10 protein-coding genes are annotated in these 13,116 nt (G+C 65.9%); 4 read left to right on the forward strand and 6 right to left on the reverse strand.

All coding sequences use genetic code 11. The features are described 5' to 3' along the window. The first annotated feature begins 412 nt into the window (after nt 1-412). Nucleotides 413-1,093 (forward strand): TetR/AcrR family transcriptional regulator, encoded by a 681-nt coding sequence (locus I6F09_RS09905; protein ID WP_057028549.1) that lies wholly within the window; start codon nt 413-415, stop codon nt 1,091-1,093. Between the two features lie 34 nt (nt 1,094-1,127). Here I6F09_RS09905 and I6F09_RS09910 read toward each other — a convergent pair whose 3' ends face one another. The 3 genes from I6F09_RS09910 to I6F09_RS09920 form a co-directional block, all read right to left on the reverse strand. Continuing rightward, on the reverse strand, nt 1,128-2,039 hold the full coding sequence (locus tag I6F09_RS09910) for a DMT family transporter (RefSeq protein WP_225187963.1): 912 nt from the start codon (nt 2,037-2,039) through the stop codon (nt 1,128-1,130). A 232-nt stretch (nt 2,040-2,271) separates the two neighbouring features. Next, nucleotides 2,272-3,708, reverse strand: coding sequence for a pyruvate kinase (gene pyk / locus I6F09_RS09915; protein WP_036021924.1), 1,437 nt, complete (start codon nt 3,706-3,708; stop codon nt 2,272-2,274). Continuing rightward, nucleotides 3,705-4,286, reverse strand: a complete 582-nt coding sequence (locus tag I6F09_RS09920; RefSeq protein ID WP_225187964.1) for a DUF1036 domain-containing protein — start codon at nt 4,284-4,286, stop codon at nt 3,705-3,707. The genes pyk and I6F09_RS09920 overlap by 4 nt, the downstream gene beginning before the upstream one ends. A 153-nt stretch (nt 4,287-4,439) precedes the next feature. Between I6F09_RS09920 and I6F09_RS09925 the strand changes: the two genes are divergently transcribed. From I6F09_RS09925 to I6F09_RS09935, 3 genes are all read left to right on the forward strand, one after another. Then, nucleotides 4,440-4,745: a DUF1244 domain-containing protein gene (locus tag I6F09_RS09925; RefSeq protein WP_035998652.1), complete on the forward strand. Its 306-nt coding sequence runs from the start codon at nt 4,440-4,442 to the stop codon at nt 4,743-4,745. Nucleotides 4,746-4,940: 195 nt separating this feature from the next. Further along, complete coding sequence (locus I6F09_RS09930; RefSeq protein WP_018641571.1) at nt 4,941-5,213, forward strand: DUF2312 domain-containing protein; 273 nt, start codon at nt 4,941-4,943, stop codon at nt 5,211-5,213. Nucleotides 5,214-5,299: 86 nt separating this feature from the next. Further along, nucleotides 5,300-7,066, forward strand: coding sequence for an adenylate/guanylate cyclase domain-containing protein (locus tag I6F09_RS09935; protein ID WP_225187965.1), 1,767 nt, complete (start codon nt 5,300-5,302; stop codon nt 7,064-7,066). Nucleotides 7,067-7,115: 49 nt separating this feature from the next. Here I6F09_RS09935 and I6F09_RS09940 read toward each other — a convergent pair whose 3' ends face one another. The 3 genes from I6F09_RS09940 to I6F09_RS09950 all read right to left on the reverse strand — a co-directional run bounded on the left by I6F09_RS09940 (nt 7,116) and on the right by I6F09_RS09950 (nt 13,021). Beyond that, nucleotides 7,116-8,723, reverse strand: coding sequence for a DUF882 domain-containing protein (locus I6F09_RS09940; RefSeq protein WP_225187966.1), 1,608 nt, complete (start codon nt 8,721-8,723; stop codon nt 7,116-7,118). A gap of 284 nt (nt 8,724-9,007) precedes the next feature. Next, nucleotides 9,008-11,176, reverse strand: coding sequence for a L,D-transpeptidase family protein (locus I6F09_RS09945; protein WP_225187967.1), 2,169 nt, complete (start codon nt 11,174-11,176; stop codon nt 9,008-9,010). A 348-nt stretch (nt 11,177-11,524) separates the two neighbouring features. Beyond that, nucleotides 11,525-13,021, reverse strand: a complete 1,497-nt coding sequence (locus tag I6F09_RS09950; RefSeq protein ID WP_225187968.1) for a sigma-54 dependent transcriptional regulator — start codon at nt 13,019-13,021, stop codon at nt 11,525-11,527. Nucleotides 13,022-13,116 lie beyond the last annotated feature (95 nt).

Here is a 13,116-nt window from a genome sequence, read left to right on the forward strand (position 1 = left end):
CGCGTTCCAGCATCAAGGCGCCATATGCGCCGGGAACATCACGAGCAGAGCCGGGTCGCTGAACCGCAGAAAGCCCGCTCGTGAAACGCATTGCCGAATTCCAATTTACAACCGTAGGACTACGGGTAGCCAGTTAAGGTTGCGTGAATCTTTGCGAGAATTTTCTGATTTGACACCTAGAGATTGTGGATGTCGGAAACGGGAACGAGGGCGGAGTGCGTTGCAGAACGAAGCCCACGCGCGCGCCGACGCAGCTTGACGCCTCCGTCCGCCCACCATGACGCCCCACGCATTTGCATCTTGTCATTCACCCTGAATAGTTGTTCAGTCCTTGCGGGGCGATTTGCATCTATTGCGTGAGAAGCGTTCGGCCGCACGGCGTGCGGCCGGCGTGTGGGACAGGAAGCGCGCCATGGTTTATCGGCGGACGCATCAAGTGGTGAAGCGCCTTGCGGCGCGGCGCAGCGCCATACTGGCGGCGGCGCGGGAGGCGGCGGCGGAAGGCGGGATGGCGGCGGTGCAGATCGCGCCGGTCGCGGTCCGGGCCAATGTCGCGGCCGGCACCGTCTACCGCTATTTCCCCTCCAAGGCCGAGCTGATCTCCGAGCTCATTGCCGAGGTCTCCCGCGACGAGCTCGCGGCGATCCGAAGGGCGGCCGATGCCGCGCCGGGGCCGTCCTCGGCGCTGGCGGCCGCCGTGACCACGGTGGCGGTGCATACGCTGTCGCAGCGCAGGCTGGCCTGGGGCATCCTGGCCGAGCCGGTCGATGTCGATGTCAGCGCCTCGCGCCTTGCCAGCCGGCGCGAGATCGCCGGCGAGATCGCCTCCCGGATCGACGCCGCCGTGCGTGCCGGCCATCTGCCGGCGCAGGACACCGCGCTTGCGGCCACCGCCTTGCTCGGCGCGCTGCATGAGGCGCTCGTCGGCCCGCTCGCGCCCGACAATCTCGATGATCCCGTCAAGATGCGCGATGCGGTGCAGACCGTGACCCTGCTGGCGCTGCGCGCCGTCGGCGTCATGGACGCTCGTGCCCGCGGCCTCGTGGTGCAGCAGACGCTGCTGCCGACGACCAAGGCACTGGTCGGCGCCTGAGCCGACCCGCCACCGGGATCGCCCGGGCCCGCTGTTATCCTGCTACATCAGCATTTTCCCGGCCGGACTGATCAACCCCGGTGGGACGCTTCAGAAGAATGAGCCCGGCGGTCACAATGAGGACGGCTCCGGCGATCGTGGAGCCTTGCGGGATATCCTTGAAGACAAGATAGCCGATGGCTGTGGAACCGAGCAGTTCGAGATAGACCAGCGGCGACAGGGTGGACGCTTCGGCGAAGCGAAATGCCGCGATGGACAGGACATGACTGACAGCAGAGAGCGCACCCAAAGCCAGAAAGAACATGACAGCGTCCCAAGCCGGTGTGGTCCAGGTCAAGATGGCTTGTGGCGTCAGGAGCACCATGCCGACGACACACTGGAAGGCGAGCGTCTTGACGGGATCGCTGACCAGAGAAGCCTGCCGCGTTGCGATCAGATAGAGCGCGAACGTTAGCCCGGCGCCGAGCGCCAGCAGGATGCCGGGCTCGATGTCGCCGTCCGGGCGCAGAATGACGATGGCGCCGGTGAAGCCCAGCGCCAGGCTCGCGATCTTTCCGCGCGTCAACCGCTCCTTCAGCACGATGGCGGCGAGCGCAACCGCGATGACCGGCCCGACGAAATAGGCGCTGACCGCTGTGGCGAGCGGAACGGTCGCGATGGACAGGAAGTAAAGCGTCATTCCGGTGACGAGGAACACCGTCCGCAGCATATGGGAGGGGCGCCGTTCGGCGGGAAAGATCTCTCCTTTGTACCTGATCGCGGCCACCGGAAGGACGACGGCGCTTGCCACGGCGTAGCGCGCCCAGGCGATGAAGAGCGGCGAATAGTCGGCGCTCAGATATTTGGCGATCCCATCGACCAGCGGGATCGAAAGCATCGCGGCCGCCATGAGCACGATGCCCAGCGTCGGGCGGGCGCGGGCTTCGGATTCTACGGTGGTGGCCATATAACCGGTTCCTAGCGATAGCGGCCTGGTGCAGCAGACGCTGCTGCCTGCGAACACGGCGCTGGTCGGGACCTGAAGAAATCGCGCCGCGAGCCAAAAGGCGACCTGATCGCGCTCAGGCCATTGCCCGAGCGTGTCTTTTCGCAAAACCCCGGCAAGGTCCGGCCAGAGTGGCCGGCTACTGTGCATGGGGTTGTTTTTCGACTTTTTGTTTGGCCGCCCCCGGCGGGCCTCACATGTTGGCGTCGCCCTCGGGGCCGACCGAGGCGATGCGCACCATGTTGGTGGTGCCGGGGATGCCGAGCGGCACGCCGGCGACGATGATGACGCGCTGGCCGGCGCGGACGAAACCGTCGCGGAAGGCGATCTGGCCGGCGCGGCTCACCATGTCGTCCTGGTCGCGCGCGTCCTCCGCCACCACGCAATGCACGCCCCAGGCGACCGCGAGCCGGCGGCCGGCGGTGATGTTCGGCGTGATCGCCACGATCGGCGGCTTCGGCCGCTCGCGCGCCACGCGCACGGCGGTCGAGCCCGATGAGGTCCAGCAGATCAAGGCCGGCAGGTCGAGCGTCTCGGCGATCTGCCGCGCGGCGTCGGCGATGGCATCGCCCGCGGTGGATTCCGGCGCCGGACGTTGGGCCATGATCACCGAACGGTAGGTCGGATCGCGCTCGACCTCCTCGCCGATGCGGTTCATGGTCGAGACCGCCTCGACCGGGAATTTGCCGGCCGCCGATTCCGCCGACAGCATGATGGCGTCGGCGCCCTCATAGACCGCGGTGGCGACGTCGGAGACTTCGGCGCGGGTCGGCACCGGCGACTGGATCATCGATTCCAGCATCTGGGTCGCGATCACCACCGGCTTGCCGGCGCGGCGCGCCATCCGCGTCATCTGCTTCTGCAGGCTCGGCACCCGCTCCAGCGGCAGCTCGACGCCGAGGTCGCCGCGCGCCACCATCAGCGCATCGGAAGCCTCGATGATGTCGGCGAGGCGGTCGATCGCCTGCGGCTTCTCGATCTTGGCCATCACGGCGGCCCGGCCGCGGATCATCTTCTTGGCCTCGATGACGTCGTCGGCGCGCTGCACGAAGGACAGCGCGATCCAGTCGACGCCGGTGACGAGGGCGGCCTCGAGGTCGGCGCGGTCCTTGGGCGTCATCGCCGAGACCGGCAGGTCGGTGTCGGGCAGGCTGACGCCCTTGCGGTCGCTCATCTTGCCGCCGACCACGACACGCGTCACCGCATGCTCCTTCGAGGTCTCCTCCGCGATCAGCCGCACCTTGCCGTCGTCGAGCAGCAGCGCATGGCCGGGCCTGAGCGCCGCCAGGATCTCCGGATGCGGGAGCTGGACGCGCGTGGCATCGCCGGGTGTCTTGTCGGAATCCAGCGTGAAGGTCTGTCCGTTCTGGAGCTGGATCGCCCCTTCGGCAAAGGAGCCCAGTCTCAGCTTCGGGCCCTGCAGGTCGACCAGGATGCCGATCGGCCGGCCGTAGCTGCTCTCGACGTTGCGGATCGTCGCCACCAGCTCCCGCATCTTGTCATGCGGGGTGTGGCTCATGTTGATGCGGAACAGGTCGGCGCCGGCCTCGAACAGGCGGCGGATCATCGCGAGGTCTGAAGAGGCTGGTCCCAGGGTCGCGAGAATCTTGATACGGCGAAGGCGCCTCATGGCTTATTTCCAGACGGGGGTGGCAGGCCGGGCGAGCCCGGGGGCGTAGCACCGGGCGGGCTATTGGGCAAACCCGGAACGCCGCCCGGGCCCACCGGGCCGGGCAGGCCAGGCACGCGCTGCTGCGCCGGCTGTTCGTTGGCGTCGGTCAGCTGCACCGTCCAGGCGCGCTGCTCGCCGGTGTCGACCTCGAAATAGCCTGTGCGGTCATAGCCGCGCGCCAGGCAATCCTCGGTGCCGCGGATGGTGAACTCCTTGTCGCGGGAGCACATGAAGGCCTGGCCCGACCATTCGCCGCCGCGGTCGTAGTCGATGGCGTAGATGTAGTAGTACCGGGCGACCAGCGTGCCGCGCAGCAGCGTCTCGCAGGAACGGGACGAGATGTTCCACCAGCCCTCGGTGGTCCAGCCCTCGGCGTCCTTGTAGCCGAGCGCGATCCCGACCCGGCTCGACGTGTTGTTGCAGAGGCGGAAATCGGCGGAGGCCGGGCCGGCGTAGAGGCACGCCAGGGCGACCACCAGCACCGGGACCAACCGGGCGAGCAGGTAAAGCAGGGAGCGGGGAGATTCGGCAGTCATTGTCGCGGAAGCTATACCAGATCATTGACGATTTGGCGTTGGGCCGGGGGCAGCCGGGCAGTGGCCCCTTTGCGCCGCGATATGGCAAAATCTGTGACAAGACCCACCTGATCCCGTAACCCTGCCCCGGAACGGACCTTGAGGAAGACAGCCATGGCAATCGACGACAAAACCAGAACGGAGCTCGAGGCGGCCGCTTTTCGGCGCTTGGTCGAGCATCTGCGGAGCCGCACCGACGTCCAGAACATCGACCTGATGAATCTGGCCGGCTTCTGCCGCAATTGCCTGTCCAACTGGCTCAAGGACGCCGCGGACGCCCAGGGCGTCGCCTTGAGCAAGGACGAGAGCCGGGAGGCCGTCTACGGCATGCCCTATGAGACCTGGAAGGCGAAGCACCAGGGCACGGCCACGCCCGAGCAGCTCGAGGCGATGAAGAAGGTCCATCCCCACGGGCATTGAACCGCCCATCGCCGAGCCCTGAGTCGCACCACACAACAGCTTTCTGTGCGTCGGCGCAGGAAGGTGTGGGCGCGCTGTGGACGAGCGCGATGCTTGCTTGAACGCTGGGAGCGCCGACCCTAAGGGTCTACCCAGCACGCGCGGTGAGGGATGCCGGCGTCACCTCGTTTTGCCAGTTCCATTGGGAGTACCAAGATGGCCACCTCCGCCGCCGTCCGCGACGACGAGCCCGCGACGAAATTCGCCAAGGACCAGCTCAAATCCATCATCGAGCGCATCGAGCGGCTGGAGGAAGAGAAGAAGGCGATCTCCGACGACATCCGCGACGTCTATGCCGAAAGCAAGGGCAACGGCTACGACGTCAAGGCGCTGCGCACCATCGTGCGCCTGCGCAAGCAGGACCCCAACGAGCGCGCCGAGGCCGAGACCATCCTCGAGACCTACATGCAGGCGCTGGGGATGCTCTGAGGCGCCCCGCCCGGTCGGCGTTGCAGCGCACCAAGCTTGGGCAAAATCTCGGCATCTGCTAGGTTGCTCGGTGAAGGGACCGAGCGATGGATGTGCCGGGACCAGAGCGCAGGCTTGCCGCGGTTCTCGCTGCCGACATGGTCGGCTTCAGCCGGCTGATGGAGGTCGACGAGGCCGGCACTCTTGCGCGCCTCAAGACCCATCGTGTCGAGCTCATCGATCCCGCCATTGCCAAGAATCGCGGCCGTATCATCAAGACGACCGGCGACGGCATGCTCGCGGAATTCCACAGCGTCGTTGATGCCGTGCTATGTGCGGCCGAGGTTCAGCGCCGCATGGCGCGGCGCAATGCCGACGTCCCGCCGCCGCGGTGGATCCAATTCCGCATCGGCATCAATCTCGGCGACGTCATCGTCGATCAGAACGACATATTCGGCGATGGCGTCAACGTCGCGGCGCGGCTGGAAACGCTGGCCGAGCCCGGAGGAATCTGCGTCTCCGGCGCGGTGCGCGATCAGGTCGGCGACCGGCTCGACGGCGTTCAGTTCGACGATCTCGGTGAACAGAGCGTCAAGAACATCGCCCGTCCGATCCGCATCTTCCGCATTCGGCTGGCGGAGGGGCCCGCAAGCCTGCCTGACGGGTCCAATCGTGCTCTGACGCCGCCGGGTGTTTCGAAGAAGCCGTCCATCGCCGTGCTGCCGTTCGCCAATATGAGCGGCGATCCGGAGCAGGAGTTCTTCGCTGACGGTCTCACCGAGGACATCATCACCGAGCTTTCGCGCTTCCACGACCTGCTCGTCATCTCCCGCAACTCGACGTTCGTCTACAAGGGAAAGGCCGTAAAGGTCCAGGACATCGGCCGTGAGTTCGGAGTCGACTATGTCATCGAGGGCAGCGTTCGCAAGGCCGGCGAGCGCGTCCGCGTCACCGTGCAGCTGATCGATGCAGAGACCGACCGCCATATCTGGGCCGAACGTTACGACCGCGAGCTCCGGGATATCTTCGCCATCCAGGACGAGATGACCCGCGCGATCGTGGCGACGTTGCCGGGGCGAGTAGAAGCCGCAACGCACGACCGCACCAAGCGCAAGCCGACCGACAACATGCCCGCTTACGAATGCGTGCTGGCTGCAAAGCTCCTGCATCATCGATCAACCCGCGACGACAACGCTCAGGCGCAGACGCTGCTCAACCGTGCGCTGGCGATGGATCCGAACTATGCCCACGCTCATGCCTGGAAGGCATGCGTGCTCGGTCAGTGCTGGATCTATGGCTGGTGCGCCGACCGCGATGCGACCTTCGAGCAGGTTGCTTCGGAGCTGGAAATTGCGTTGGCGCTCGACGACAACGACGCGGACGTACACCGAATTCTCGCCGCGCTGAATCTGACGCGACACGACTACGAAAAGGCCACCTATCACCAGGAGCGTGCACTCGCCCTCAATCCGAACTACGACCTCGTCGTCGTGCAACAGGGAGAGCTTCTGACCTGGCTGGGCCTGCCGGAGGAAGGCATCGACTGGATCAGGAAAGCGATGCGTCTCAACCCCTATCATCCCGAGCGCTTCTGGAGCCATCTGGGCCGCGCCTATTATTGCGCGGAGAAATACGCCGAGGCCGCCGAGGCGTTTTCAAGGATCACGCGCCCCGACTATACCCATCATGCGTTCCTGGCGGCGACATTCGCGCAGATGAAGAACGCGATCGCGGCCGGCGCTCACGCCGCCGAGGTCTTGAAGCGCGAACCGGGATTCTCGGTGGCAGCTTATCTTGCGACGCTGCACTACAAGCGCGAGCCCGACCGGCAGCGTCACGAGGCCGGCCTCATCGCGGCCGGCTTGCCGGCTTGATCGACCCCGGGCAAGGACGAACAGAGAGAGCTTTGCTGGTACAGAGGACTCAGCGCAGCGCGGCGGTGCGCACGACGAACGACGTCGTCTCGAGCTTTGCGGTCGCGCTGCCCGAAAAATTGTCGCAGGACAGGCCCTGCATCGGGTCGTCGGAGAAGCCCATCGCGATCACCGAGCGCGGCTTGACGAAATAGCCGCGCAGCGCCGCGGTATCGAGCTCGCCCATCAGCGTCACCGACATCGCGTGGCTGGCGCTCGGCGACAGCATCACGATTTTGAGCCAGATGCTCTCGCCCTTGGCCGCAGACAGGCGGGTCGCGGTTGCGACCCTGCCGTCGACGCTCTTGCCGACCACGCTGTTGATCTCCGGCGCCTGAGCCACGCTGCGGGGGCGGGTGGTGCGCGGGATCGGCGCCGAGGCGGCGACGACATTGCCGCGGTCGACCGGGGAGGCCGCCGGCGCGTAAGCCAGGGCGTGCAGGGCCGCGTTGGACACGCTCGCGGTCGGTTGCGGATCGGTGGCCGCGGCCAGCGCCTGGCGCGCCTTCAGCGCGGCGACCTGCGCCGGCGTCGCCTGCTGCGGCGTCGCCGGAACGTCATCCCAGAAGCCGCGCGCATTGATGATGTCGGCCGGGGTCTCCGGCTTTCCGTCAACAGGCTTGCCGGAAGCGGGCTTGTCAGCCACGGGCGCGGGCTTCGGCTTGGGCGGCGCGACGATCTGCGCATCGGCCGACGCGAGCTGGATCGCGGCGGCGATCTGCGGCTTGGCGCGCGGCGTCGGCACCGGCTCGGCGGGCTTGGCGGCGGCTGCGACGACGGTCGGTGCCGCCGGCTTCGCGGCCGGGGCGGGCGCGCCCTCGTCATCCTCGTCGCTGGCGGCCGGAGCTGCCGGCTTGCTCCTGAACAAGGCTGCGAAGAAATTCGGCTTGCTGCCGGCATCATCGCCGTTGCCGCGCCGCTCGATCTCGGCCTTGGCGAGCTCATAGTTCTTCAGCGGCACGCCATCGGTCGGCAGATGCACCGTCTTGCCGTCCGGGAAGACGCGGGCGAGCTGGTCATGCGTCATCCGCGGCCAGTGCCGGACGCTGCCGGTGTCGAGGTGCACGAAAGGCGAGCCGGATGTCGGATAGAAGCCGACCCCGCCGCGCTGCAGGCGCAGGCCGGCGAAGCGGATCTGCTCCAGCGGTACGCCGGGGATGAAGAAGTCTATCGCATGGCCCAGCATGTGCTGGCTGGCGCGCGCCACGCCGGAGGAGCGGCGGCGGAGCATGGCGTTGGTGGCGGGGGAGCGATAGGAGGAGATGATCTGAATCGGCTGCTTGCCGTCGACGTCCCGATAGACTTCCCAGAGGATGTCGAACAGGCGACGGTCCATGACCGTCTGTTCCTGGGTACGCCAGTCGCGCAGGAAGTGGTTGAGCTGCTTCAGCGCCGCCTCGTCGTAGCGCCCGTCGCGCTTGAAGGTGACGGTGAGGTCTTCGCCGGAATGGGTGTGGTGGAACGAGAGCGTCTTGGTCTCGTTCAGAGCGGCGGCGTCATGAACCGAACCGGCGGCCGCAAGCAGCAATGCAGCCGCAAGGCCGATCCGGGATCCGGCCTTCACGCCCGCATGGGACAACGACAGCACAACGAATTGGCGTGCGAGACCAGTCAGCACGTATGAGCCCACCCAGTCGACGAGCGTTCAAATGGACTCTCCCGCCAACCCCGTTAGCAGCGCGAAAGAGGATGAACGCTTTCTTAAAGCGAGAAGGTTAATTTGAGGTTGACCTTCTCGCCCCCAAACCAAGTCAGATTACGATCCTAAGCGGTTGACTGTGGCAAAAAAACGCCCGCCGCCCCATCGCAGGTCGCAGCATGGTTAACGTCAACGACCCCATCCTGGGGACGGGGTCGCTGATTTCCTTGCAGAATTTCAGGAAAACGAGTGCGGGACGGGCGTCAGCGGGTAAACACCCGCTGCTGTTGCGGACGGCGGCCGACCGGTGCCGGGGGCACGGCCTGGGTGGGCGCCCCGAACAGCCGCTCGAAGAAGTTCGGCCCGGACGAGCCGAAGCCGCTGCCGTTGTTGGCCACGGCCACTCCGGAGGGCAGCGTCGTTGCCGGACGCGAATAGCTCGGCTGGGAATGCGCCACGACGGCCTCGAGGTCCTTGCCGCGGTTGTTCTTCAGGACGTTGATCATGGCCGCGTCGCGGCCATAGACGTCCTTGCGGAACTGCAGCTTGCCGGCCTCATCCACGAACGCGGTCTGATAGGTGATGTTGACCGGGATTGGGGTCGGGAATTTCAGGTCGATCTCGCTTTTGCCGTACATGCTGCGGATGCGCTCCGGCGTGTACTTCTCGTTCGGCATGACGATGTTGAGCAGAACGGAGGCGTACTGATCCGGATTCTGCACGCGCATGCAGCCATGGCTGAAGGCGCGCTCTTCCTTGGCGAACAAATGCTTGTCCGGCGTGTCGTGTTGATAGACGAGGAACTTGTTCGGGAAGTTGAAGCGGATGCGGCCGAGCGCGTTGGCTTCGCCCGGCGGCTGCGAAATGTGCACCGAGCCGTCGCGGTTTTGCTCAAGCCTCAGGCCCATGCGTTGAAGCACGGTCGGGTCCTGCTGCAATGCCGGCAGGTACTCGTTGTAAACGATGGATGGCGGCACATTCCAGGTCGGGTTCACCGTGATGTACTTCATCGTCTCGGTGAGGAGCGGGGTGGCTTGCTTGCCCGGCTTGCCGGTGACGACGCGTGTGGTCCAGACCTGCTGGCCGCGTTGCATCACTTTCAAAGTGAAATCGGGAATGTTGAGGATGACATAGGCATCACCCAGCGACGGCGCGCCGAGCTCGCGCGGCAGCCAGCGCCAGCGTTCCATGTTCACCAGCACCACGTCGATCTGCTTGTCGCGCTTGGGGGTGTTGAGCGCCTTGACCGTCTTGTCGTCGAGGATGCCGGTCGCCTTCAACTCGGCGCCGCTCTGGAATTTGCGCACGGCTTCGGCGACCGCCGCGTCATAGCGGGTGTCGCTCGCGTTCTCGGCGAGGCCGAGCTTGGCGCGCAGTTGCGGCACGCGCGGATCTTCCACGACGATCTCAGCCTGCTTCTTGCCGGCAGGGGTGTATTTCAGCGCAGGGCCGTCGGCGATCTCGATCACCGGACCGCTGCCCTGGCCGCGCAGCTCGGCGAGCTTGGCCTTCAGCTCCTTGTAGAGCTTGTGCGGCGGGTTGTAACTCTCGAGCGCCGCGGAGGCGTCCGCCGCCGTCGTGACCTTGGCGAGCACTTCGCCGGGATCGACCGGATGCTCGGGATAGAGAATGTCGCCGCTCGCCTGCGACCAATGCATGCGGCCGCTCTGGGCGTGGCGCGCATAGTCGAACATGCTGGCGGTGAGCTTGAGCTCGGCATCAGCCAGCGCATCGGGGGTCGTGGCGGCGAAATCCGGCACCGGATAGTCGGCGGGATTGAGACCGTCGGACGCCGCGTCCTTGAGCCGTGCGATCACGCCCTTGGCCGCAGCAGTCAGGTTGCCGCCTTGCGTCCAGACCGGCGCGAAGTCGCGCGCGCCGTAGAACTTCTCAATCGCTGCACGCTCGTTCTTGCGGTCGAAATGGCGCGAGGTCTTAGCGCCGATGATGTCCTTGAGCTTGTCCGCGACCGGTTGGTCGGCGGTGGGCACGTTGCTTGCGGCCTTCACCGGTTCGGCGGCCGGTGCTGCGGGAGCCGCCGGCGTGGCCGTTGCGGTGTCGGCCTTGGCCGACTCGGTTTTCGCAGTCTCGCTCTTCGGCGCTTCCGGCGCGGATGTGGTGGCAACGTCGGAGGGCTTGGTCTCCACCTTGTCCGCCGTGGGCGCGACGTTCACCTTGGCGGAATCCCTTGCGACGTCCTTCGTGGAATCCTGCACCGTGGCGGTGGTGTCGAGCTTGATGTCGGCTGCAGTCGGGGGCGGGACGTTTGCCGGTTCGGGGCGCGGGATCGCGGCTTCGATCGCGAGTTCCGCGGCGCTGCTGCGCGGCAGATCCTGCGCCAGGGCCGAGCTGGCCGACACCGTGAGGAAGGTCGCCGCGACCGTCATCAAGACACGGTCAAAGCCCACACGGTGGTTCAAACAGTCACGCATTGTGTCGCACCCCTCGGGTGAACTGTTCCTTCATGGAACAGCTTCGTTATCGCTTATTGATGTTTCGGCTAAACCGCGCCGGCCTCTCGAAAGTTGCACGCCTGCACGCAACGATTCTGACGCAGACGATATACAGGCCCCGATTTTGCGGCCAGCGCTACCCGGGACAACTCACGACAAACTGACTTCAAGGGAGCCTCTTGGCAACGGATTGTACGGTTCTGCCACGCGCTTTTCCCTCTGTCTGTCACTTCCAGGTCACGGTTCAAATCGCAGACGAATTCCGTCGTCATGCGAACGGCTTAGAGCGTTCTCGCACCGCCGCGCGAAGCTTCGTTCGCACTGGGCTCAATGCGTCTCCTCGCCGCTTTTGCCGCCATGCCCGGGAACCCCGGCCTCGTCGAGTTTGCGGTAGAGCGTCGAGCGGCCGATTTTGAGTCGGCGAGCCACTTCGGACATCTGGCCGCGATAATGCGAGATCGCGAAACGGATGATCTCGTTCTCCATGTCCTCCAGCGGGCGGACATCCCCGGTCGCAGTGAGCATAGACAGCGTTCCCACCGCGGGGAGCGGGGCGATTGGTATTTCATTACCCGACACTACGGAGGGCGTCGCCGCCGGCTCGAGCAGCAACGGAGCGGTCGGAATATCCGTGACGGGATGCGCCTGCGAGGCGAGCAGAGGGAAGTCGCCGAGACCAAGCTGGTCCCCGTCGCTCATCACCACGGCGCGATAGACCGCGTTCTCGAGCTGGCGGATGTTGCCGGGCCAGTCGAGCTGGGCAAGATGGGCCATCGCCTCGCCGCTGATCCCGGTGATCGGGCGGCTCTCCTCGGCGGCAAAGCGCGCGATGAAATGCCTGAGCAGGTGCGGGATATCCTCACGCCGCGCGCGCAGCGAGGGGATCGTCAGCGGCAGCACGTGCAGCCGGTAGAACAGGTCTTCCCGGAATTGTCCCTGCTTCACCCGCTCCAGCAGCTTGCGATTGGTGGCCGAGATGATGCGGACGTCGACCTTGAGCGGCTTGCGGCCGCCGACCGATTCCACGGCGCCTTCCTGGAGCGCACGCAGCAGCTTTACCTGCGCCGTCAGCGGCAGCTCGCTGACCTCGTCCAGAAACAGCGTGCCGCCATGAGCCTCGACGAACTTGCCCGTGTGCCGCTCGGTGGCCCCGGTGAAGGCGCCCTTCTCATGGCCGAACAGGATGGACTCGACGAGGTTGTCGGGAATTGCGCCGCAATTGACCGCAACGAACGGCTTGGCCTTGCGCTCGCCGCTGCCATGGATGGCGCGCGCGAACATCTCCTTGCCGACGCCGGACTCGCCCTCGATCAGCACGGGGATCGCGGAGTTTGCCGCCTTCTGGGCGGCGCGCATCACGCCCGTCATCGCTTCGGAGCGGGTGATGATGTCGGAGAAGGTGAGCCGTCCTTCGCGGCTGTGACGGATGCGCTGCAATTCCCCCTTGAGCGCGGACGTGTTGAGCGCGTTGCGAAGCGAGACCTGGAGCCGCTCGACGCCGACCGGCTTGACGACGAAATCGGCCGCGCCCGCGCGCATCGCGGAGATCACGTTGTCGATACCGCCATGAGCGGTCTGCACGATGACGGGGACGCTCAGGCCGGCTTCGCGGATCTTCGCCAATACGCCCATGCCGTCGAGGCCGGGCATGACGAGGTCGAGGATGACGGCGTCGATGGCCGGTCCGTCGGGGGCAGTGAGGGCGGCAATTGCGGCGTCACCGGAGTCCACGACGACCGTCTCATAGCCGCATTTCTGCACCATGTTCTCGACCAGCCGGCGGGCTACAGCGTCGTCGTCGGCGATCAAAATACTGGCAGCCATGGTGTTCCCCGCACGCTACTACTATCTGTCTCGAATCGGGGCACTCTGGCCGAAGCCGATTAACGCACGCTTAAACCTTGATGCCCCCGCCTGCC

It is taken from the genome of Bradyrhizobium sp. IC3195, from assembly GCF_020193585.1.
In the GTDB taxonomy this organism is placed as follows: Bacteria; Pseudomonadota; Alphaproteobacteria; order Rhizobiales; family Xanthobacteraceae; genus Bradyrhizobium; species Bradyrhizobium yuanmingense.